Genomic DNA, 20,426 nt, shown 5'->3' on the forward strand with positions numbered 1-20,426 from the left:
GCGCTCGTCGCGATCACGCTCGCCGGCTGTATCGTCGTGCCGGCCCGTCCCGTCTACTATCGGCCCGCGCCGGTGGTGATCTACTGAGGGTCACGCGGGCCCGCCTGCGCCGGGCCGCTCGCGCCGGGGGCGGACGGTTCGCCGGCGAGCGACAGCGCCGGCGTCCGCGTGGCGCCGTCGTCGGACGTCGGGGCTGCCGGGGCCTCCGGCTCGCCACCGTCCTGTTCGCGCAGCGTGTCGAGCGGATCGGCGGGCGCGGCCGCCGCGTCCTGCGGCTCGATCACACCGGCCGCGGCCGCCGGTGCCGCCGCGGGTTCGGCGGCGGCCGCGGGCGGCGCGAGATAGCGTTGCGCGAGTGTTTCGTAGAGCGGCGGCGCGAAGAAGCGCGCCATGCGGCTCGACACCAGCGCGGTCGCCATCAGCGAAATCACGAGCGCGTGGCCGTTGATCATCTCCATCACGATCACGAACGACGTGATCGGCGACTGCGTGACCGCCGCGAGGTAGCCGACCATCGCGAGCGCGATCAGCATCGGCAGGCTCATGTCGCCGAACACGATGTGCAGCAGGTTGCCGAACCCGGCGCCGATCGACAGGGACGGTGCGAAGATCCCGCCCGGGATGCCCGGCAGGTACGACGCGACCATCGACACCATCTTCAGGAACGGATAGAACACCGACAGCTGTTCATGGCCGTCGAGCAGGCCGCGCGCCTCGGCATAGCCGCTGCCGAACGTCGTCCCGCCCGACACCAGGCCGACGACGGCGATCACGAAGCCGCACAGCGCCGCGAACGCGATCGGGCGCTCGCGATACAGGCCGAGCAGGCGCGCGGGCAGCCAGCGGCCGGTATTGAGGAGCAGCCAGCTGAAGAGGCCGCCCGCGATGCCTGTCACGATCGCGGTGACGAGCACGGCGACGGCCAGCACCTTCGGAAAATGCTGGCCGGCGTCGATCGTACCGAAGTACGTGTAATTGCCGTTCAGGCCCAATGCGACGACACCGGCGAGGATGATCGCGGTGATCAGCACGCCGCTTGCGCGGGCAGAGAAGCTGCGGGTCAGTTCCTCGATCGCGAACACGATCCCGGCGAGCGGCGTGTTGAACGCGGCCGACAGGCCGGCCGCCGCGCCGGCGAGCACGAGCTGCCGTTCGATCTGCGCGTTCGAGCGCGGGTAGAAGCGCCGCAGGTTGAACATCAGCGCCGCGCCAACCTGCACGGTCGGGCCTTCGCGGCCGATCGTGAAGCCGCCGAGGATCCCCATGAACGAGATCAGGACCTTGCCGAACAGGATGCGCAGCGTCAGCAGCCGCGCGCCGAATGCGCCCGGGCTCGCATGCAGCGTCGCAATGACCTGCGGGATCCCGCTGCCCTCGGCGCCGCGGAAGAAGCGGCGCGTGAGCCACGCCGACGCCGCGGCGATCGACGGCGTCAACAGCAACGGCAGCCACGCGGCATGGTCGCGCATCGTGCGGAAGGTGTCGTAGCCCCAGTCGATCAGCCGCGCGTACAGCACGGCCGCGAGGCCTACGGCGATCGCGCCGAGCCAGAACACGCCGTACTGGCGCCAGATCCGCACCGAGCGGCGGGTGAGGGCGGGAAACAATCCGGAAAGCAGGGTGGGGCGGGCAGGGCGTTGCATCGGCGGCGGGCCGGGAGGGCAAAAAACGCATTATAAAAAGAACCGGAAGCGGCCGGGGCTCGATAAACTCTCGCAGACGCGTCGCACTTTGTTGCAAATGTAATGCCGGCGTAATGTTTGTGCACCCCAAGCGTCGTTAGCATCACAAAATGGCCGGTCATTCTCCACAAGAAACGTGAAACGCATCCTCATCGTGAAAGTGACGTCGCTCGGCGACGTCGTCCAGACACTGCCTGTCGTCGCGGACCTCCATCGTGCCTTTCCGGGCGTGACGGTGGATTGGGCCGTGGACGAATCGTGCGCGGAGGTCGTACGCTGGCACCCGGGCGTGAGCAAGGTGCTCTGCGCGCCGCTTCGGCGGTTCAAGAAGCTCCGGAACGGCGGCGACCTGAAGGCGATCTCCGCATCGATCGGCGCGCTGCGCGCGCACCGCTACGACGCGGTCATCGACCTGCACGGCGTCTACAAGAGCGCGATCATCTCGGCAATCGCGCGCGCCGCGCGCCGTGTCGGCTACCAGACGCAGGATCTCGGCGAGACGGGTGCCCGGTTCGCGTACTCGCATCGCTTCGGCCCGCGGCCGGACTGCGACGCGTGGCACGGAATGCGCGTGAGCGCCGGCGAGGCGCTGGGCTATGTCCCCGAAGGCATCGCCGCGTACGGGATCGTCCCACCGCAGGATGCGAGCCTGCCGGCCGCCGTGACCGACGGCGCGCCGTTCATGCTGCTGTTCCATGCGACCTCCAATCCGGACAAGCAATGGCCCGCCGACCACTGGGCCGCGCTGGCGACGCGGATGATGGCGCGCGGCGTGCGCGTGCTGGTGCCGTGGGGATCGGCAGCCGAACACGACGACGCGCAGGACATTGCCGCGCGTGCGCCGGGCGCGCTCGTGCTGCCCGCGATGTCGGTGCGCGAACTGGGCGCGGCCATCGGCCGGGCCGCGCTCGTGGTGGGGGTCGATACCGGATTCGTGCACATGGCGCACGCGCTGCAGCGGCCGACCGTGATGATTTTCGTCGCGACGTCGCGCCACCATTGCGGCATCGGCGGCGCCCCGAATGCGTTGTCGATCGGCGAACCGGGCGCACCGCCGTCGGTTGAGCAGGCACTCGATGCGATCGATGCGGTCGGGCCGACCTACGGCGCGCTGCGCGATCGGCTGACGGCCTAGGGCCGGCGATCGGCGTGAACCGGCCCCCGGGAAACGGGGCCGGGTTCAGGCGAGCAGCGCTTCGACCGTGAGCACCGCGGCGATGGCGGCCAGGTTGGCGAGTAGCGCCTCGAACAGGAGGCCGCGCCAGGTTGTCGGCCGGAAACGCGCCGCGAGCAGCAGGGCGCCACCCAGCGCGAGCGCCAGGATCAGGACGAGGTCGGCGTTGCCCAGGTGGATGTTCATCGCGGCGGCTCCTTCAGGGAGGGATCCCGGGAGCGCGTGATGGCGCCCCCGGGATCGAGTATAGGCAGCGCTGCCTGCCGCACAACCCGGTGCGCGCCGGACGCTCAGACGAGCGATGCGTCGCGGGTTTCGCGCATCAGCAGCACGCCGATCAGGCTGATCGCCGCCGCGATCGACACGTAGCCGCCGACCCACGACAGGCCGCCGCGCGCGGCGAGCAGCTGCGCGATGTACGGTGCGATCGACGCGCCGAGGATCCCGCCGAGGTTGTACGCGACGCCCGCGCCCGTATAGCGGACGTTGGTCGGGAACAACTCGGGCAGCAGCGCGCCCATCGGCGCGAACGTCACGCCCATCAGGAACAGTTCGAGCGTCAGGAACAGCGCGACGAGCGGCATCGAGCCGCTGCCGAGCAGCGGTTCCATCGCGAAGCCGGACAGCAGCGCGGCGATCGCGCCGACGGCCAGCACCGGCTTGCGGCCGAAGCGATCCGACGCCCACGCCGACAGCGGCGTCGCGAGCCCCATGAAGACGACCGCGAAGCACAGCAGGCCGAGGAAGCTCTGGCGCGGAATATGCAGCGTCGACACGCCGTACGACAGCGAGAACACCGTCGAGATATAGAACAGCGTGTAGCAGACCACCATCGCGAGCGCGCCGAGCAGCGTCGGCTGCCAGTGCTGCGAGACGAGCGTCGCGACCGGCACGCGCACGCGCTCGTTGCGGTCGAGCGCGGCCTGGAACGCCGGCGTCTCGGTGATCTTCAGCCGCACATACAGGCCGAGCGCGACGAGCACCGCGCTGACGAGGAACGGGATGCGCCAGCCCCAGCTGCGGAATTGTTCGTCGGACAGCGACAGCGCGAGCGCGAAGAACAGCCCGTTCGACATCAGGAAGCCCACCGACGGGCCCAGTTGCGGGAACATCCCGAACCAGCCGCGCTTGCCTTGCGGCGCATGCTCGGTCGCGAGCAGCGCCGCACCGCCCCATTCGCCGCCGAGGCCGATCCCCTGGCCGAAGCGCAGCACGCACAGCAGCACCGGCGCGAGTGTGCCGATCGTGTCGTAGCCGGGCACGAAGCCGATCGCGGTGGTGGACACGCCCATGACGAGCAGCGACGCGACGAGCGTCGATTTGCGGCCGATGCGGTCGCCGAAGTGGCCGAACAGGAACGAGCCGATCGGCCGCGCGATGAACGCGATGCCGAACGTCACGAATGCGGACAGCGCCTGGGCGGTCGCGGAGCCGTGCGGGAAGAACACGGGGCCGATGACGAGTGCCGCGGCGGTCGCGTACACGTAGAAGTCGTAGAACTCGATCGCGGTGCCGATGAAGCTCGCGAACACGATGCGCCGGTGGCTGACGGCGCCGGCCGAACCGGTTGCGTGTGCAACGGCCGGGGGAGATGCGGACATGGATGTCTCCGTTTTGTCGTTGGGGCAGCCGGCTGCGCGTGCGCTCGGGCAGGCGAGCGCCTGCCGGCAGCGCGGCCGAGCGGATGATGCGGTAGCGGTGTGGACGCGCGCCGTGGCGCGGGACGTCACCCGCCGGTCGACGATGGAGACGGATAGGTCGCCGCCGCCCGGTGCCGGCGTGGTCGGCTCGCATGCCGGGTGCGGCGCGCGAACGCGCGCGCGGGAGGATGGCCGCGCGATTGCGGAAAATTATAGCCAGCGCGGCGACATAGCGGCAATCGCGGGCGGGCGCGGACTCAGTCCAGCGATTGCGACTGCGCGGATGCGGTACTTTGCAACTGGAAGCGGCCGTCGTCGTTGAACAGCCAGCCTTCCATCATCTCGAGCCGGCCATCGCCGTCCAGCAGCTTCGACGGCGGTGGCGGCAGCGGCGCCGAGCGGCGCAGCGACGCGAGCGCGAGCGCTTCCGCTTCGCTGTCGCCGTTGCTGCGATAGACCGACGCGTTGACGAGGCGGCCGCTGCGATCGACGGTGAACGCGACGACGACGAGCGAGCGCAGCATCGCCTGCGGCGTCCCGCGCAATACGCCGGACGGATTGTGCTCGGCGACGCAGTGCGCGACTTCCACGCGGTACTGGTCGAGATTCGCGCTGCGGATGACCGACGGAATCGTCAGGACCGAGCGCAGCGACGGGGGCGGTGTGATCGTGCAGGCGGCAAGCAGGGCGGCGGCGACCAGCGCGGCAACGCGCAGCGGGACGACGCCCGGGCGAGGAAGAGAGGGCATGAGGGAGCGCCGGAGGGTGACGATAAAAAAATGATAGGCGCCCGGGCGCGACGCGTTATCGGGAGAAACGCATAACGCGCGAAGCGCGACCTCGCGATTCGCAGATGATGGCGATGGGCGGCCCGCCCGGCCCGCTCAGTAGCCGTGCGTCACGAGCGACAGAACGGACAGGTCCGGATGCGTGCCGTCGATGATGCTCTTGCCGATGTGCACGGCTTCCCGAACTGCTTCGTCGACACTCGCGAAGCTTTCCTCGCCGTCCGCGTGGAAGGGCACCGCATGATCGGGCAGCGCGGGATTCACGCCCGGATGGCAGACATAGCCGGTGTAGGTGTAACGCGTGTCGCTGCCGGGGGCGAGGCCCGGCACCACATGGATCTCGAAGCCTTCGTAATCGACGTGATCCGTCGCTGTCGAGCGTTCGGTCATGGCGGTCTCCGTGTGCCGCACGCACGGATGGCGCGGGCGGTATCGAGTCGCGGCGGCGGTCGTGTCGCCGTGCTGATCGAATTCTAGGCGATGGCGGCCGGGCCCGTGAGGCCGGTACGCATCGCTGGCGGCAACGTCGAGCGAGCCGTGTCGCGCGTTACCGCGTACAGCGCGCGTCCTTGCGCTGCACGACGAGGATCACGGGATACTTCTGGCCGTGTTCGAGTTCCACCGGCGCGACGACCGTCAGCGTCGCCGGGTCGGAATCGTCGTATACGCTGACCTGCTCGTTGCGGATATAGGTCACGCCGGTGCAGTTCGAGGCGCGCCCGTCATCCGACACCTTGCACTGGATCTCGTTGTCCTTCAGGTAGTTGTACGGCGTCGGACTCGCGAGATATTCGCGCAGGCTGCGCGGCGAGCCGCCGACACCCTTCACGTACGCGATCGCGCACGACGGCGTTTGCGCGTCGGTGCCGGAGGCGGAATCGGCGGCCGCTGCGTGCGTGCTGACGGCGGCCAGCAGGGCGACGAGCGTCGAGGCGATGGAGGGCTTCATGACGTGGGTTTCCCGTTTCGCGAATCGGAGCGCCGGATTGTAACGGCATCCGGCGCGACGTGTCGGCACGCGGGGCGGGCGCCGTGCGCGCGGCGCGGCGGACAAACAAAAACCCCGTCATTCGATGAATCGACGGGGTTTGGCGAACTTCCTGGCGGAAGCGGTGAGATTCGAACTCACGGACAGTTTCCCGTCGCCGGTTTTCAAGACCGGTGCCTTAAACCGCTCGGCCACGCTTCCACACGAGGCGGCATTGTAACCGAAATGCCGCCTCGTTCCGCCTCAATCGTCACGCAGGAACAATTCCTGCAGGTCGTTGAGGAAACGTTGACCCAGCGGCGTCGGCGCGATCTGCGCGAAATCGCGCGTGATCAGCCCGCGCCGCTCCGCTTCCTTGAGTGCCGGCTCGATCGTGCCGATCGGCAAACCCGTGCGTTCGACGAAGCTGTGCACCGGGAAGCCCTCGACGAGCCGCAGCGTGTTCAGCATGAACTCGAACGGCAGGTCGCGCGCACCGACTTCACGCTCTTCCTGCACCGGCGTGCCGGCCATCGCCTGTTCGATGAAGGTGGCCGGATGCTTGTAGCGTGCCTGGCGCAGGATCCGGTTCGGGAACGACAGCTTCGTGTGCGCGCCCGCGCCGATCCCGAGATAGTCGCCGAAGCGCCAGTAGTTCAGGTTGTGCTTGCACTGATGATTCGGCTTCGCGTACGCGGATACTTCGTAGCGGTCGTAGCCGGCCTCGGCCGTGCGCGCGTGAATCCATTCCTGCATGTCGGCCGATGCGTCGTCGTCGGGCACCGCGGGCGGAAACTTCGCGAACAGCGTGTTCGGCTCGAGCGTCAGGTGATACAGCGACAGATGCGGCGGCGCGAACGACAGCGCGGTCTCGATGTCGGTCCGGCATTCGTCGAGCGTCTGGTTCGGCAACGCGAACATCAGGTCGAGGTTGAAGTTGTCGAATGTCTTCGCCGCGATCTCGACGGCCGCGCGCGCCTGCGCGGTGTCGTGAATGCGGCCGAGCGCTTTCAGATGGCCTTCGTTGAAGCTCTGGATGCCGACCGACAGACGGTTGACGCCGCTTGCGCGGAACTGCGCGAACTTCGCGGCCTCGAACGTGCCCGGGTTCGCCTCGAGCGTGATCTCGGCGTCGGCATCGAGCGGCAGCAGTGCGCGCACGTCGGACAGCAGCCGGTCGAGGCCGGCCGCGGACAGCAGGCTCGGCGTGCCGCCGCCGATGAACACCGTATGCACCTGCCGGCCCCAGACGAGCGGCAGCGCCTGTTCGAGATCGGCACGCAGCGCATCGAGGTACTCGGTTTCCGGAAACCGCTCGCCTTTCCACTCGTGCGAGTTGAAATCGCAGTACGGGCACTTGCGCACGCACCACGGAAAATGCACGTACAGCGCGAGCGGCGGCAGCGACGTGAGCCGCACCTGCCCGGGCGACGTGAAGGTCGCGACGACGCGCGCGCCGGTTTCCGCCGCCTGGCTCATGCGGCCTCCGGCTGCGAATGCGTGACGAAGACGATCATGCTGGTTCCTCTGCGAGCCGCGCGAGCAGTGCCTTCAGCGCGAGCGCGCGATGGCTGTGCGTGTTCTTCACGGCCGGCTCGAGTTCGGCTGCCGTCGCGCCGAGCGACGGCAGGTGAAAATACGGGTCGTAGCCGAATCCGTGCTCGCCGCGCGGCGTGTCGACGATCTCGCCCTCCCAGCGACCTTCGGCGAACAGCGGCTCGGGATCGTCCGCGTGGCGCACCAGCGCGAGCACGCAGCAATAGTATGCGCGCCGGTCGTCGACGCCGCGCAGCTGCTCGACGAGGTACGCATTGTTCGCCGCATCGCCCTTGTCGCCGCCCGCGCGTTGCGCGTAGCGCGCCGAATAGACGCCCGGTGCGCCGCGCAGCGCGCGCACGCACAGGCCCGAATCGTCGGCGATCGCCGGCAGGCCGGTGAGGCGCGACGCGTGTCGCGCTTTCGTCAGCGCATTCTCGATGAACGTGCCGAACGGTTCTTCCGCCTCGGGCACCGCCAGGTCGCCCTGCGGCACGATCTCGATGCCGACCGTCGAGAACAGCGCGGTGAATTCGCGCAGCTTGCCGGCGTTGTTCGACGCGAGCACGATGCGCGACAGCGGCGCGAGGGTGCGATCGTCAGACATGAGCGGCGCCCAGCACGTCCTTCTGCAGCTGCACGAGCTGGCCGATCCCGCTTTGCGCGAGGTCGAGCAGCGCGTTCATCTCGGCGCGCGAGAACGGCACGCCTTCGGCGGTGCCCTGGACTTCGACGAAGCCGCCGGCGCCCGTCATCACGACGTTCATGTCGGTGTCGCACTGGGAATCTTCGGCGTAGTCGAGATCGAGCACGGGCGCGCCTTTGTAAACGCCGACCGAGATCGCGGCGACGTGGTCGGTGATCGGCGAGCGTGCGAGCTTGCCGGCCGCGATCAGCTTCGACACGGCGTCGTGCGCGGCGACGAAGGCGCCGGTGATGCTGGCCGTGCGTGTGCCGCCGTCGGCCTGGATCACGTCGCAGTCGAGGTGGATCGTGCGCGGGCCGAGCGCTTCGAGATCGAACACCGCGCGCAACGCGCGGCCGATCAGGCGCTGAATTTCCTGCGTACGGCCCGTCTGCTTGCCGCGCGCGGCTTCACGGTCGCTGCGCGTGTTGGTCGCGCGCGGCAGCATCCCGTATTCGGCCGTCAGCCAGCCCTGGCCGCGATCGCGCAGGAATTCGGGGACGCGTTCGGCGACGCTCGCGGTGCAGATCACCTTGGTATCGCCGAATTCGACGAGTACCGAGCCTTCGGCGTGTTTCGTGTAGTGGCGCGTGAGGGCGACCTTGCGCAGTTCGTCGGCGCGGCGGCCGCTCGGGCGGGACAGGGAAGACGTCATGGGGGGAATCGTGGACGGAAGAGGAAACCCCGATTTTAGCGCCGAACGGCAGGCGTGCCCGGCGGGGTGGGGCGCAAAAATGGGATAATGCGCGCTTCCCGCCCCGCGCCTTGCAATGCGCCGGGCGCCTCGACATATTCCCGCCCGAGAAGGGCACCCAGACGGCGAGACGAACCATGATCTACAGCATGACGGGCTATGCGAGCGCGACGCGCGAACTCGCGACGGCCACCGGCAACGGCGGCACCAGCGTGTCGGTCGAACTGCGCACCGTGAACTCGCGCTTCCTCGATCTGAATTTCCGCATGCCGGACGACGTGCGCGCGTGCGAACCCGCGCTGCGCGAAATGCTGATGAACAAGCTGTCGCGCGGCAAGGTCGACGTGCGCATCAACCTGCAGCGCGGCGAGCAGAGCATCGGCGCGGGCGCGCTGAACCAGTCGGCCCTCGGCCAGCTGGCCGAACTCGAGCGCTCGGTGCTCGATTCGTTCCCGGGTGTCGGCCGCCTGCGCGCGGGCGAGATCCTGCGCTGGCCGGGCGTGCTCGCCGAGAGCGGCGTGTCGGCGGACGCGATCCGCGACGCGGTGCTCGCGTGCGGCAAGGAAGCGATCGGCGAGCTCGTCGTCGTGCGTTCGCGCGAAGGCGCGCAGCTGGCGACGATGCTGCTGTCGAACGTCACCGAAATGGAAGCGATCGTCGCGCGCATCACGCCGCTCGTGCCGGAGCTGATCGCGAAGCATCAGCAGAAGATCGTCGAGCGGCTGCAGGAAGCGCTCGGCCTCGCGGCGCCCGAAGGCAGCGCGCCGATCGTCACGCGCGAGGAGGCCGCGGAACGCATTCGTCAGGAAGTGACGATGTACGGCATCCGGATCGATATCGCGGAAGAACTGTCGCGACTCACCGCGCACCTGAACGAAACGCGTCACGTGATCGAGAAGGGCGGCCGCGTCGGCAAGCGTCTCGACTTCATGATGCAGGAACTGAATCGAGAAGCAAACACGCTCGGCTCGAAGGCGGCGGCGAAGGAGCTGGCCGACGCATCGATGGCGCTCAAGCTGTTGATCGAGCAGATGCGTGAGCAAGTGCAAAACCTGGAGTAAAGCAACATGACCGAATCCCACCGCGACGGCCACGCGTCGCATGCGCTGCACGGCGGCGTCTATCCCGGCAACCTGTTCATGGTCATCGCGCCGTCGGGCGCCGGCAAGTCGACGCTCGTGAACGCGCTGCTGTCGAAGGACAGCGACATCTGCCTGTCGATTTCGTATACGACGCGCAAGCCGCGCCCGGGCGAGCAGGACGGCCAGCACTATCACTTCACGACCGTCGAGGATTTCCGCACGCGCCACGCCGCGCATGAATTCCTCGAAAGCGCGGAAGTGCACGGCAACTACTACGGCACGTCGCGCGTCTGGATCGAAGAGCAGATGATGAACGGTCACGACGTGCTGCTCGAGATCGACTGGCAGGGCGCGCAGCAGGTGAAGAAGCAGTTCCGCAATGCGGTCGGCATCTTCATCCTGCCGCCGTCGCTCGACGCGCTCGAGGAACGTCTGAAGAAGCGCGGCCAGGACGAGCCGAACGTGATCACGCGACGCCTGCTCGCCGCGGGCAGCGAGATGGCGCACGCGTCCGAAGCGGAATACGTCGTGATCAACGAGAATTTCGATCGTGCGCTGGCCGAGCTCGAATGCATCGTCGCGGCGACACGCCTGCGCTTTGCTTCGCAGTACGCGCGACACGCCGAGCTGTTCATCGAACTCGGCATCCATTTGCCCCACGCGGAATGACGCGGGGGTAGAGGGACATAAGGTAGAATAGGGACTATATTCAGAAGGAATTACCAACATGGCTCGCATTACCGTCGAAGACTGCCTGAAGCAAATCCCCAACCGCTTCGAACTGGCGCTCGCCGCCACTTACCGCGCGCGGCAGCTCGCGCAAGGCCATACGCCGAAGATCGAGAGCCGCGACAAGCCGACCGTCGTCGCGCTGCGCGAGATCGCTGCCGGCCAGGTCGGTGTCGAGATGCTGAAGAAGGTGCCGGTGTAACGCGCATCCGGCCCGTTCCAGCCATGTAATCCACGCGCGCAACGACTCGACCTGGAGGCGAATATGAGCACCACCCCATCGTCCGCCTCCGCGGATTCGACCACCGAAGCCACGGCCCAGTCGCCTGCGCGCCAGTACATCGACGCGGTCCTCGAACAGTCCTTCCGGCATCTGTTCGGGCCGACCGCCACACCGGAGCAGCCGCGCAAGCACGGCGTCGTTTCGATCGCGAAACTGACGGCCGCGCTGGCCGAGTATCTCGCGCCGGAGGAAATCAAAGAGGTCAAGGCGGCGTTCCACTTCAGCGACGAAGCCCACCTCGGTCAATATCGCCAGAGCGGCGAACCCTACATCACCCATCCCGTCGCCGTCGCGGAAATCTGCGCCGGCTGGAAGCTCGACGCGCAAGCCGTGATGGCCGCGCTGCTGCACGACGTGATGGAAGACCAGGGCGTGACCAAGAGCGAGCTGGCCGAACGGTTCGGCCCGAAGGTCGCCGAACTGGTCGACGGCCTGTCGAAGCTCGACAAGATGGAGTTCCGCAGCCGCGAGGAAGCGCAGGCGGAAAACTTCCGCAAGATGCTGCTCGCGATGGCGCGCGACGTGCGGGTCATCCTCGTCAAGCTCGCCGACCGTCTGCACAACATGCGCACGCTCGGCGCGGTGCCGATGGAAAAGCGCCGCCGCGTCGCCCGCGAGACGCTCGACATCTATGCGCCGATCGCGCACCGCCTCGGGTTGAACAACACGTATCGCGAGCTGCAGGACATGAGCTTCGCGAACTTCAACCCGCATCGCTACGCGACGCTCGAGAAGGCCGTGAAGGCCGCGCGCGGCAACCGCCGCGAAGTGATCAGCAAGATCCTCGAGGCCGCTCAGCGCGCGATGGGCGACGCGAAGCTCGACGCCGAGATCACCGGCCGCGAAAAGACGATCTACAGCATCTATCGCAAGATGCGCGACAAGCAGCTGTCGTTCTCGCAGGTGCTCGACGTGTACGGCTTTCGCGTCGTCGTCGAGAGCCCGCTCGACTGCTACACGTGCATCGGCGCGCTGCACGCGCTGTACAAGCCCGTGCCCGGCAAGTTCAAGGACTACATCGCGATCCCGAAGATCAACGGCTATCAGTCGCTGCACACGACGCTCGTCGGCCCGTTCGGCGCGCCGATCGAGTTCCAGGTGCGCACGCGCAAGATGCACGAGATCGCCGAGGCCGGCGTGGCTGCGCACTGGCTGTACAAGAACGGCGGCGCGGATCTGAACGACGTGCAGAAGCGCGCGCACCAGTGGCTGAAGTCGCTGCTCGACATCCAGAGCGAAGCCGGCGATTCGAGCGAGTTCCTCGAGCACGTGAAGATCGACCTGTTCCCGGATGCGGTCTACGTGTTCACACCGAAGTCGAAGATCATGGCGCTGCCGCGCGGCGCGACGGCGCTCGATTTCGCGTATTCGATCCACAGCGATCTCGGCAACCAGTGCGTGGCCGTGAAGATCAACAACGAGTTGCTGCCGCTGCGTACCGAGCTGAAGAGCGGCGACATCGTCGAGGTGATCACCGCGCCGTATTCGAAGCCGAACCCCGCGTGGCTCGGTTTCGTCCGCACCGGCAAGGCGCGTTCGGCGATTCGTCACTACCTGAAGACGATGCGCCTGAACGAGTCGGTGCAGCTCGGCGAGCGGCTCGTCGACCAGAGCCTGAAGGGTTACGGGCTCGCGCTCGCCGATGTCGGGCCGGAGGTGTGGGAGAAGCTCGTCCAGTGGACGGGCAACAAGAGCCGCCAGGAAATCTTCGCGGACATCGGCCTCGGCCGCCGCGTCGCCGCGGTGATGGCCAAGCGCATCGAGGTGCTGATGAGCGGCCGCGATGCGGACGACGATCTGCCGAGGTCCGAACGGCATCCCGCACACAATGCGCCGCCGGTCGTCATTACCGGCACCGAAGGGATGTCCGTGCAGCTGTCGGCATGCTGCCGGCCGATTCCGGGCGACGCGATCATGGGCTATATCGGCATCGGCCTCGGGATGGCGATTCATACGACCGATTGCCGGGTCGCGCAGCGCATCCATCGCCGCGATCCGGGCCGCTGGATCGACGTCGAATGGGCGCCGCAGCCGGGTCGTCTGTTCGACGTCGCGGTGAAGGCGCTCGTGAAGAACACGAAGGGCATCTTCGCGCGCGTCGCGGCGGACATCACGTCGGCCGACGCGAACATCGTTCACATCGCGATGGACGAGGATCTGACGCACGAATCGACGGTGCTGCGCTTCGTGATCCAGGTCAGCGATCGCGTGCACCTCGCGAACGTGATGCGGCGCGTGCGGACCAATCCGGACGTGATGCGGATCATGCGCGAGCGCTCGACCGACGACAGCGTACATGCACGTCACGACGGCGGCATGCGTATCGAGCGCGAGCGGCAGGATTACTGACGCCGCGCGCGGGTTTGCGGCGGCGAGTTTGCGGCGTGATACGACGGCGGCCATGGGCCGCCGTTTTCGTTTGTGCAGGGTCGTCAGGTGGTGTCGTGCGGTGGCAACCCGGCTCGCGTCGAGCGGGGTGCAGGCCAAAGAGAAATGGGGAGCGGAAAAGAAAAAGGGCCTTCCCGGAGGAAGGCCCTTCTGAGGTGGCGCGGCTGGCAGGATTCGAACCCACGACCCCTTGGTTCGTAGCCAAGTACTCTATCCAACTGAGCTACAGCCGCACGCAAAAACAAAACGCTACTACATCGAACTGAAAGGGCCTTCGGTTGGGAAGGCCCTCGGAAAAGGTGGCGCGGCTGGCAGGATTCGAACCCACGACCCCTTGGTTCGTAGCCAAGTACTCTATCCAACTGAGCTACAGCCGCACGCAAAAACAAAACGCTACTACATCGAACTGAAAGGGCCTTCGGTTGGGAAGGCCCTCGGAAAAGGTGGCGCGGCTGGCAGGATTCGAACCCACGACCCCTTGGTTCGTAGCCAAGTACTCTATCCAACTGAGCTACAGCCGCACGCAGAAGCGGAAGTATAGCAGGGTTGCATAAAAAGGGAAGCCTTATTCGCAAAAAATGTCGCACGATCTTGCGCGGCCACCTTCGTGTACCCTTGAAACATCAGTCATCCCTGTGTTGAATCCGCATCATGAACAAGGCGTTTGTCAAAGAGTCGGACGGCGACGACGACGATCTCGACCCGAGTCAACCCGCGATTCCTGCGGGCACGAAGAACTACATCACCCCGGCCGGTCACAAGCGGCTCAGGGACGAGTTGCTGAACCTGATCGACGTCGAGCGTCCCGAGGTCGTGCGGCTGGTGTCATGGGCCGCGTCGAACGGCGACCGGTCGGAGAACGGCGACTACATCTACGGCAAGCGGCGGTTGCGCGAGATCGACCGCCGGATCCGCTTCCTGACGAAGCGGCTCGATCTTGCCGAAGTCGTCGACGCGAGCCGGCAGGAGAACGTCGACCAGGTGTTCTTCGGTGCGACGGTCGATTACGCGACGCAGGACGGCGAGGATCACACCGTCACGATCGTCGGGATCGACGAGGTCGATCTCGATCGTGGTTGCGTCAGCTGGATTTCGCCGGTCGCGCGCGCGCTCATCAAGGCGAAGATCGGCGATACCGTCACGCTGATGACGCCGGCCGGGCCCCAGCCGATCGACGTGCTCGACGTTCGCTATCCGGCATCGGGCAACGCGTGAGCCTCGAGCGGCGCGTTCACGCGACGCGGCGCCGCAACGTACGAGCGCCCCGGGCGGGGCGCTTCGTCATGACGGTCCTGGCCGAGCGGCCGGGGCCGATCGCATCGCTCAGAAACGGTGACGCATGCCGGCCGTGACGGCGATCTGCTTGTTCGTCGACGACGCGGTGCCGAGCCCGTTGATGTTCGCGCCGATCGCCAGGCCGTCCGCATTGACCCGCTGGTATTCGCCTTGCAGGTACAGGTCGGTGCGCTTCGACAGCGCATAGTCGGCCTGCAGGTTGAACTGGTGCCAGCTCGGCGTCTGGCCGTCGAGACGGCCGTCGGTGTAGGTGTACGAGCCGGCGAGCGAGAACGCCGGCGTCAGTGCGTAGCGGCCGTTCACTTCGTAATTGTTGAAGCGTGTGCCGCCGGTGAGCGGGATGCCGCCCGACACGCCGGACTGCCCGGCGCTGATCCTGGCCGAATCGGTCAGGCGCGTCTGCGTGAACACGAAGCCGGCCGTCGCGGGGCCGAACGCGTAGTTGAGGCCCGCGCCCCAGGTGCGTTGACGGCTGGCCGCGAACGTCCAGTCGCCGGCCACCGCGCCGGGGTCGCTGGCCGCGAGCGCCAGCGCGTTGATGTTGTTGTTCAGCTGCATGTACGCGGCCGCGACGTTGAAGCCCATGTAGCTGTACGACGCGCCCACGCTGTACGCGCGGTTGTTCGAGAAATCGCTGGAATTCGAGAAGCCGTACAGCGCGCCGAACTTCAGGCCGCCGTAGTTCACGCTCTGGTACTTGACCGAGTTGTTGATCCGGAACGCGTTGTTCAGGTTGTCGTTGTCGAACGGGTGCGCGAACTGCGTGCCGCCATACTGGGTGCCGGTCAGCGACAACGGGCCGAGGAAATCGACGACGCTGTCGTACTGGCGGCCGAGCGTGAGCGAGCCGAAGTTGTCGTGCGCGAGCCCGACGAACGCCTGGCGGCCGAACTCGCGGCCGTTCTGCTTGAGGGTGCCGTTGTTGATGCCGAAGCCGTTTTCCAGCGTGAAGATCGCTTTCAGTCCGCCGCCGAGGTCCTCGGTGCCGCGCAGGCCCCAGCGGCTGCCGTTGATCGAGCCGCTCGTCTCCTGCCACGCGCTGTGACCACCCTGGTTGTTCGTGTAGGTGATGCCGGCATCGATCAGGCCGTACAGCGTGACGCTGCTTTGCGCATGGGCGCCGGTGGCATACACGCCCGCCAATGCGGCGACGATCAGGGTCTTTTTCATGATCTGTCTCCAAACAGGATGATGTTGATCGAACCTGCTGCGGGCATCGGCGGCGTCGCAGGTCGGCGACGCCGTGCGCATGGGGCGCGGCACCCTCGTCGGACATCCATTTGCAGTGTACGGATCGGTCCGGGCGCAGAAGAAAACTGCTTCCGGCAATACTGTATTTTGAATCGCGCAAGAATGCGCGTATGCGCCGAGAGCCCCGGCCATCAAGACTTCGCGGCAGCGCAGCAGGCCGGAAAGGTAATCAGGATTGCATAATGGGCGTTGCGCGATCGCGACAGGCGATCAGTGGCGGGCGAGGGTGCCCCTAGCGCGATTATTGACACATCGGCAATAGAGGTTTGTGTGGAGCATGGATAATGAAAGGATGTTATCTCGCTATACTGCGATCTCTGCTTTCCGAAGCAGACTTTTTCGTTGACGGAAAAGATCTCCAAACCTTTGTCGGCGCGACTTCCCAGTCGCGCTTTTTTTTGCCCCGCCGTCTCGACTCCCGTCCGATTTCTATTGCGAGTACGAGCGCCGCTTGCGCTTGCCTGTCGGCCGGGTGTCGTCGGTTTCGGCTGGCGGCGGCGTATACGTCCAGTCTTCCATCACGTAGTGACGGGCGTCCAGCGGTGATGCCAGCAGGTTCTGCCAGTGATCGCCGTGCCAGGTCGGATCGAACTCGGTATCGCACGGCGCCTCACGGGACTCGGCCAGCGCGCGGGACTTGCGGCGTACGCGTGCGAGCCGGCCCGCGAAGCGCTTGATTCCGTCCAGCCACATGGCTTTCTCCTTCCAGTGCGTCGTTCCAGCATCGCAACGTCTCGCGTTTTTCGCAACCCAGAAAAACCCCGAGGATTTTACCGACGCGATTCGTCCCCGGTATGTTTTTCACGGTGCCGATTATTTATGATCCGATCCCGGTAATATTGACAGGTTTTTGATGCGAATCAATTAATAAAAGACGATGGTGTACCGATTCCACGGGTATTGACGTTTTTTTTGATAAAGAAGGCGCTAAAAATTCCCTTGACGCACCCGGATTGTCCCATTTATAAAGTCAGCACTCCGTCCCCGGGCGGAGCGCTGGGGGTGAGTGTCGGCGCGCCGTTGCGGGATTTCGGGAAGCGGCTATAAACAGTAGCTCTTTTGATCTAAACGAGTGGGGAACGAAGGTATGGATACCGGTATCGTAAAATGGTTTAACGATGCTAAAGGTTTCGGTTTTATTACGTCCGACAATGGCGGCGAAGATTTGTTTGCGCACTTTTCCGAAATCCGGATGGACGGCTTCAAAACGCTGAAGGAAAACCAGCGCGTTTCCTTCGACGTGAAAGTCGGGCCGAAAGGCAAGCAGGCAGCGAATATCCAGGCGGTCTGACGCGCCACGCATTGCCGATCACGTCCGGCCCCCGCATCGCGGGGGCTTTTTGCTTTCTGGGGCACGAAAACCCGCGGCCGGCGGATCGATTCCGGTTCGGGCTGGTCGCGAGCACGCCTGCCGGTGCATACTCACGGAAGCATCGTTTCCCCTGTCTTTTCATGTCCGATTCCCGTCCGTCCGATTCCGCCTCCGAACAGCCGCTTGTCTTCGTCGACCTCGAAACCACGGGTGGCTCGTCCACCGAGCACCGCATCACTGAAATCGGCGTGGTCGAAATCGGTCCGCTCGGCGTATCGACATGGACGACGCTGGTCAATCCGGGACAGTCGATTCCGCCGTTCATCCAGCAACTGACGGGCATTTCGGACGAGATGGTGCGCGACGCGCCGTCGTTCGCGTCGCTCGCGCCCGCGCTGTTCGAGCGGCTCGACGGCAAGCTGTTCGTCGCGCACAACGCGAGCTTCGACCGCGGCTTCCTGCGTGCCGAATTCGAGCGCGCCGGCATCGCGTTCAATCCGGACGTGCTGTGCACGGTGCGGCTGTCGCGTGCGCTGTTTCCGCGCGAGACGCGGCACGGACTCGATGCGCTGATCGAGCGGCATGGCCTCGTTCCCGCTGCCCGCCACCGGGCACTCGCGGATGCCGATCTCATCTGGCAGTTCTGGCGGCAATTGCACGACATCGTGCCGCTCGAGCGTCTGCGCGACCAGATAGCGCGCACGACGCGCCACTTCCGTCTCGCGGGCGGCATGACCGAAGCGTGGCTCGATACCGCGCCGGCCGGATGCGGCGCGTACGCGTTGTTCGGGGAGGGCGACGAAGCGCTGTACGTCGGGCGCAGCGTGCGCGTGCGGCAGCGCTTGCGCGCGCTGCTGACCGGTGAGCGGCGCTCGTCGAAGGAAATGCGGATAGCGCAGCAGGTACGGCGGGTCGAATGGCGGGAGACCGGCAACGAGCTGGGGGCGATGCTCGCCGAAGCACAGTGGATCGCCCGCCTGCGTCCGGCGTACAACCGGCGTCCCGCGGCCGATCACGCCCGCGCGGGCAATGCGCCCTGGCCGTTCGACGGCGCGGTTGCGTTCGAGGCGAGCGGCGAGCGCCGCCTGTTTCACGTGATCGATGGCTGGCGCTACCTCGGTGCGGCCGAATCGCTCGACGCGGCGGTGCGGCTCGTGGCCGACGGCGCGGACGGCGCGTTCGAACCCCATACCCATCGTCTGCTGCAGACGCATCTCGCGCGCGGCCTGCAACTCATTCCGCTGGCGGCACTCACGCCCGCCGACTGAGCACCGTGGGCTGCCGTGCGCAACGGCCGCGAGCTGTCAGCCGTTAGCCGATCGCGCTGGCACCGCCGGCGGAGCAGACGTGCGACAGCGCCGTGCCGAGCGCCTGCGTCTGGGTGGAGTCGTAGCGGGTGAGCGTCTTCCAGTTCGCGATACTGCGTGCGAGCCGCGCCTGGCAGTCGGGTGCGTCGCGCAGCGGTGCGACTTGCGCGAGGCCCGTCAGCATCTTTTGCGTGAGCTGGTCGAGCGCCGGCCGCGTGCTGGTCGCGAGGTCGGGCGGCGTGCCTTCCGGCGGCTGCGTTGCGCGCCACTTTGCAAAGAGCGCGTTCTGCACGTCCTTGCTCGCGGCGATCTGATCTTCGAAGAACGTGCGCGCGAACGCCGGATCCACGCCGGACTGTGCGGCGCGCTGCTCCACCGATGCGAGCAATGCCGCTTCGCGCGGTCGATCCTCGATTGCCTGGTGGTTCGCCCATTTCCATCGTGCGACGGGTTCGGCCAGCGCGAGCCGCTGCGACGCGAGCGCGACGAGATTGGTGAGCGCGGTGTCGTCGCCGTCCGCGCGTGCGACGTGCGGTGACGAAAAAACGGCGACGCCGAGCGCGGCGACAGCGATGCTGGCACGAAGGGCTTGTTTCATCGGAACGATCGGGAGAGGGGAGAGCCGGGCGGGCCGGAGGTGGAAAACCAGAAGGATAGACGAAGACAGTCGCGCGGCGGAACGACGCGACAGAAGAATCAGCGGACGCGCTGATCCGGCACCTTCAGGCCGTTGCAGCCCGGGTGCGAAGCGATCTGCGCCGAAAACGCAGCGATGAACCGCACGATATCGATCGACACGTGGCGGTTACAGAACGGAACGTAGGTTCACTTCGGCGAGTACAGCTTGTGCTGCTCGTCGAAGAATGCCCGGACATGCTCGGGCAATTCGGCGAGGAATTCCACGCCGACGGGTTCCGGATCCGGGCTCATCACTTGCTCGGGCGGGGGCATGCGGGTTGGTCTTTCGTCCATGGTCATTTCTCCAGCAGGTTCAATAATTATCAACCTCGCGCTTGGATTTATGCCAGTGGCGAATCGTTAGATTTTGTCTCTGTTGTATTAACGGCACATGCGCTGCTGCGCGCCCTGCGATGCCGACTATTGCCCCCCGCTTAATCGCAACAATCGGGCCGCTTGGTATACTTGCGCGCACTTTTTTCTGGACCGCGATGAAACGAACGACGCGATGGATCGGCCTCGTATGGCTGGCGCTGGTACTGAACGTACTGTCGCCCGTCGTCGGCTACGCGCGTCTCGCGTCGAGCGGTTCCGGCGGGCTCACGCTCGAGTTGTGCAGTGCGGCAGGCGCCCGCCAGGTCGTCCTCGCGCAGTCGGGCGACGACCGCGGCACGTCGTCGATCGACCATGCCGGCGTGCCGCACTGCGTGTACTGTCCCGGCTTCACGGCGAACGTCGCACTCGGCACGAGCCTGCCCGTGTTGCCGGGCTTCGTGCGCGCGTTCGCGTACCGGGCGGCCGCCCCGGCCGTTCCCGTTTTTCCCCGCAAGGGCATCCGTCTCGCGCAGCCGCGCGGTCCGCCTGAAAACGTCCTGGTCTGATTGATATCGTCCGCGCGCCCCGGTGGCGTGCGTGCCGCACGCGGCCCGGTCCG

At 66.4% G+C, this 20,426-nt stretch carries 22 protein-coding genes and 4 tRNA genes; 9 read left to right on the plus strand and 17 right to left on the minus strand.

The genetic code is table 11. The features are described from left to right. Positions 1-80: 80 nt before the first annotated feature. Positions 81-1,643, minus strand: coding sequence for a chloride channel protein (locus U5771_RS07830; RefSeq protein ID WP_322023440.1), 1,563 nt, complete (start codon positions 1,641-1,643; stop codon positions 81-83). A 175-nt stretch (positions 1,644-1,818) separates the two neighbouring features. On the opposite strand from U5771_RS07830, the gene waaC reads away from it, so the two are divergent. Continuing rightward, entirely contained in the window at positions 1,819-2,817 is a 999-nt protein-coding gene (waaC, locus tag U5771_RS07835; RefSeq protein WP_322023441.1) for a lipopolysaccharide heptosyltransferase I, read from the plus strand. Positions 2,818-2,862: 45 nt separating this feature from the next. Here waaC and U5771_RS07840 read toward each other — a convergent pair whose 3' ends face one another. The 9 genes from U5771_RS07840 to rph form a co-directional block, all read right to left on the minus strand. After that, complete coding sequence (locus U5771_RS07840; RefSeq protein ID WP_322023442.1) at positions 2,863-3,042, minus strand: hypothetical protein; 180 nt, start codon at positions 3,040-3,042, stop codon at positions 2,863-2,865. Positions 3,043-3,146: 104 nt separating this feature from the next. After that, positions 3,147-4,457, minus strand: coding sequence for an MFS transporter (locus U5771_RS07845; RefSeq protein ID WP_322023443.1), 1,311 nt, complete (start codon positions 4,455-4,457; stop codon positions 3,147-3,149). Between the two features lie 296 nt (positions 4,458-4,753). Next, positions 4,754-5,245 carry an energy transducer TonB gene (locus U5771_RS07850; RefSeq protein WP_322023444.1) on the minus strand — a complete coding sequence of 164 codons (492 nt, stop codon included), beginning with the start codon at positions 5,243-5,245 and terminating at the stop codon, positions 4,754-4,756. A gap of 135 nt (positions 5,246-5,380) precedes the next feature. Then, positions 5,381-5,674 carry a hypothetical protein gene (locus U5771_RS07855; RefSeq protein WP_322023445.1) on the minus strand — a complete coding sequence of 98 codons (294 nt, stop codon included), beginning with the start codon at positions 5,672-5,674 and terminating at the stop codon, positions 5,381-5,383. Between the two features lie 157 nt (positions 5,675-5,831). Continuing rightward, positions 5,832-6,233, minus strand: coding sequence for a hypothetical protein (locus tag U5771_RS07860; protein WP_322023446.1), 402 nt, complete (start codon positions 6,231-6,233; stop codon positions 5,832-5,834). Positions 6,234-6,385: 152 nt separating this feature from the next. Beyond that, positions 6,386-6,473: transfer RNA gene (locus U5771_RS07865), tRNA-Ser, on the minus strand. 42 nt (positions 6,474-6,515) lie between these two features. After that, on the minus strand, positions 6,516-7,730 hold the full coding sequence (gene hemW, locus U5771_RS07870) for a radical SAM family heme chaperone HemW (protein ID WP_322023447.1): 1,215 nt from the start codon (positions 7,728-7,730) through the stop codon (positions 6,516-6,518). Between the two features lie 34 nt (positions 7,731-7,764). Beyond that, positions 7,765-8,394 carry an RdgB/HAM1 family non-canonical purine NTP pyrophosphatase gene (rdgB, locus tag U5771_RS07875; RefSeq protein ID WP_322023448.1) on the minus strand — a complete coding sequence of 210 codons (630 nt, stop codon included), beginning with the start codon at positions 8,392-8,394 and terminating at the stop codon, positions 7,765-7,767. Beyond that, positions 8,387-9,127: a ribonuclease PH gene (gene rph, locus U5771_RS07880; RefSeq protein WP_322023449.1), complete on the minus strand. Its 741-nt coding sequence runs from the start codon at positions 9,125-9,127 to the stop codon at positions 8,387-8,389. The genes rdgB and rph overlap by 8 nt, the downstream gene beginning before the upstream one ends. Before the next feature lie 176 nt (positions 9,128-9,303). Between rph and U5771_RS07885 the strand changes: the two genes are divergently transcribed. From U5771_RS07885 to U5771_RS07900, 4 genes are all read left to right on the plus strand, one after another. Further along, complete coding sequence (locus U5771_RS07885; RefSeq protein ID WP_322023450.1) at positions 9,304-10,227, plus strand: YicC/YloC family endoribonuclease; 924 nt, start codon at positions 9,304-9,306, stop codon at positions 10,225-10,227. A 6-nt stretch (positions 10,228-10,233) separates the two neighbouring features. Beyond that, a complete protein-coding gene (gmk, locus tag U5771_RS07890) occupies positions 10,234-10,917 on the plus strand; it encodes a guanylate kinase (RefSeq protein ID WP_322023451.1) in 684 nt (227 codons plus the stop codon). 58 nt (positions 10,918-10,975) lie between these two features. Beyond that, positions 10,976-11,179 carry a DNA-directed RNA polymerase subunit omega gene (rpoZ, locus tag U5771_RS07895; protein ID WP_006025620.1) on the plus strand — a complete coding sequence of 68 codons (204 nt, stop codon included), beginning with the start codon at positions 10,976-10,978 and terminating at the stop codon, positions 11,177-11,179. A 63-nt stretch (positions 11,180-11,242) separates the two neighbouring features. Next, positions 11,243-13,609: a bifunctional (p)ppGpp synthetase/guanosine-3',5'-bis(diphosphate) 3'-pyrophosphohydrolase gene (locus tag U5771_RS07900; RefSeq protein ID WP_322023452.1), complete on the plus strand. Its 2,367-nt coding sequence runs from the start codon at positions 11,243-11,245 to the stop codon at positions 13,607-13,609. 195 nt (positions 13,610-13,804) lie between these two features. Here the strand turns inward: U5771_RS07900 and U5771_RS07905 are convergent. The 3 genes from U5771_RS07905 to U5771_RS07915 all read right to left on the minus strand — a co-directional run bounded on the left by U5771_RS07905 (position 13,805) and on the right by U5771_RS07915 (position 14,169). Continuing rightward, positions 13,805-13,881, minus strand: a tRNA-Arg gene (locus U5771_RS07905). Positions 13,882-13,948: 67 nt separating this feature from the next. After that, a tRNA-Arg gene (locus tag U5771_RS07910) sits at positions 13,949-14,025 on the minus strand. Between the two features lie 67 nt (positions 14,026-14,092). After that, positions 14,093-14,169 (minus strand) — tRNA-Arg (locus U5771_RS07915). A gap of 130 nt (positions 14,170-14,299) precedes the next feature. On the opposite strand from U5771_RS07915, the gene greB reads away from it, so the two are divergent. Continuing rightward, a complete protein-coding gene (gene greB / locus U5771_RS07920; protein ID WP_322023453.1) occupies positions 14,300-14,863 on the plus strand; it encodes a transcription elongation factor GreB in 564 nt (187 codons plus the stop codon). 108 nt (positions 14,864-14,971) lie between these two features. Here greB and U5771_RS07925 read toward each other — a convergent pair whose 3' ends face one another. Both U5771_RS07925 and U5771_RS07930 read right to left on the minus strand, forming a co-directional pair. Continuing rightward, a complete protein-coding gene (locus U5771_RS07925) occupies positions 14,972-16,114 on the minus strand; it encodes a porin (RefSeq protein WP_322023454.1) in 1,143 nt (380 codons plus the stop codon). Between the two features lie 510 nt (positions 16,115-16,624). Continuing rightward, a complete protein-coding gene (locus U5771_RS07930) occupies positions 16,625-16,888 on the minus strand; it encodes a hypothetical protein (protein WP_322023455.1) in 264 nt (87 codons plus the stop codon). Positions 16,889-17,282: 394 nt separating this feature from the next. On the opposite strand from U5771_RS07930, the gene U5771_RS07935 reads away from it, so the two are divergent. Together U5771_RS07935 and U5771_RS07940 are read left to right on the plus strand one after the other, a co-directional pair. After that, positions 17,283-17,486 carry a cold-shock protein gene (locus tag U5771_RS07935; protein WP_006476615.1) on the plus strand — a complete coding sequence of 68 codons (204 nt, stop codon included), beginning with the start codon at positions 17,283-17,285 and terminating at the stop codon, positions 17,484-17,486. Positions 17,487-17,647: 161 nt separating this feature from the next. Continuing rightward, a complete protein-coding gene (locus tag U5771_RS07940; RefSeq protein ID WP_322023456.1) occupies positions 17,648-18,775 on the plus strand; it encodes an exonuclease domain-containing protein in 1,128 nt (375 codons plus the stop codon). A gap of 43 nt (positions 18,776-18,818) precedes the next feature. Here U5771_RS07940 and U5771_RS07945 read toward each other — a convergent pair whose 3' ends face one another. Beyond that, on the minus strand, positions 18,819-19,412 hold the full coding sequence (locus U5771_RS07945) for a chorismate mutase (protein WP_322023457.1): 594 nt from the start codon (positions 19,410-19,412) through the stop codon (positions 18,819-18,821). 227 nt (positions 19,413-19,639) lie between these two features. Then, positions 19,640-19,786 carry a hypothetical protein gene (locus U5771_RS07950; RefSeq protein WP_009690993.1) on the minus strand — a complete coding sequence of 49 codons (147 nt, stop codon included), beginning with the start codon at positions 19,784-19,786 and terminating at the stop codon, positions 19,640-19,642. Positions 19,787-19,983: 197 nt separating this feature from the next. Between U5771_RS07950 and U5771_RS07955 the strand changes: the two genes are divergently transcribed. Then, positions 19,984-20,373: a DUF2946 domain-containing protein gene (locus U5771_RS07955; protein WP_322023458.1), complete on the plus strand. Its 390-nt coding sequence runs from the start codon at positions 19,984-19,986 to the stop codon at positions 20,371-20,373. Positions 20,374-20,426: the final 53 nt, after the last annotated feature.

The sequence above is a fragment of the Burkholderia sp. BCC1977 genome (genome assembly GCF_905339595.1).
In the GTDB taxonomy this organism is placed as follows: domain Bacteria; phylum Pseudomonadota; class Gammaproteobacteria; order Burkholderiales; family Burkholderiaceae; genus Burkholderia.

Coding starts and splice junctions, on each gene's coding strand:
- U5771_RS07930 (WP_322023455.1), bottom strand. CDS start 16,888: ATGTGGCTGGACGGAATCAAGCGCTTCGCGGGCCGGCTCGCACGCGTA.
- U5771_RS07885 (WP_322023450.1), top strand. CDS start 9,304: ATGATCTACAGCATGACGGGCTATGCGAGCGCGACGCGCGAACTCGCG.
- U5771_RS07900 (WP_322023452.1), top strand. CDS start 11,243: ATGAGCACCACCCCATCGTCCGCCTCCGCGGATTCGACCACCGAAGCC.
- rpoZ (WP_006025620.1), top strand. CDS start 10,976: ATGGCTCGCATTACCGTCGAAGACTGCCTGAAGCAAATCCCCAACCGC.
- U5771_RS07845 (WP_322023443.1), bottom strand. CDS start 4,457: ATGTCCGCATCTCCCCCGGCCGTTGCACACGCAACCGGTTCGGCCGGC.
- U5771_RS07950 (WP_009690993.1), bottom strand. CDS start 19,786: ATGGACGAAAGACCAACCCGCATGCCCCCGCCCGAGCAAGTGATGAGC.
- rdgB (WP_322023448.1), bottom strand. CDS start 8,394: ATGTCTGACGATCGCACCCTCGCGCCGCTGTCGCGCATCGTGCTCGCG.
- greB (WP_322023453.1), top strand. CDS start 14,300: ATGAACAAGGCGTTTGTCAAAGAGTCGGACGGCGACGACGACGATCTC.
- U5771_RS07935 (WP_006476615.1), top strand. CDS start 17,283: ATGGATACCGGTATCGTAAAATGGTTTAACGATGCTAAAGGTTTCGGT.
- rph (WP_322023449.1), bottom strand. CDS start 9,127: ATGACGTCTTCCCTGTCCCGCCCGAGCGGCCGCCGCGCCGACGAACTG.
- U5771_RS07840 (WP_322023442.1), bottom strand. CDS start 3,042: ATGAACATCCACCTGGGCAACGCCGACCTCGTCCTGATCCTGGCGCTC.
- U5771_RS07945 (WP_322023457.1), bottom strand. CDS start 19,412: ATGAAACAAGCCCTTCGTGCCAGCATCGCTGTCGCCGCGCTCGGCGTC.
- U5771_RS07955 (WP_322023458.1), top strand. CDS start 19,984: ATGAAACGAACGACGCGATGGATCGGCCTCGTATGGCTGGCGCTGGTA.
- gmk (WP_322023451.1), top strand. CDS start 10,234: ATGACCGAATCCCACCGCGACGGCCACGCGTCGCATGCGCTGCACGGC.
- hemW (WP_322023447.1), bottom strand. CDS start 7,730: ATGAGCCAGGCGGCGGAAACCGGCGCGCGCGTCGTCGCGACCTTCACG.
- U5771_RS07925 (WP_322023454.1), bottom strand. CDS start 16,114: ATGAAAAAGACCCTGATCGTCGCCGCATTGGCGGGCGTGTATGCCACC.
- U5771_RS07940 (WP_322023456.1), top strand. CDS start 17,648: ATGTCCGATTCCCGTCCGTCCGATTCCGCCTCCGAACAGCCGCTTGTC.
- U5771_RS07860 (WP_322023446.1), bottom strand. CDS start 6,233: ATGAAGCCCTCCATCGCCTCGACGCTCGTCGCCCTGCTGGCCGCCGTC.
- U5771_RS07855 (WP_322023445.1), bottom strand. CDS start 5,674: ATGACCGAACGCTCGACAGCGACGGATCACGTCGATTACGAAGGCTTC.
- U5771_RS07850 (WP_322023444.1), bottom strand. CDS start 5,245: ATGCCCTCTCTTCCTCGCCCGGGCGTCGTCCCGCTGCGCGTTGCCGCG.
- U5771_RS07830 (WP_322023440.1), bottom strand. CDS start 1,643: ATGCAACGCCCTGCCCGCCCCACCCTGCTTTCCGGATTGTTTCCCGCC.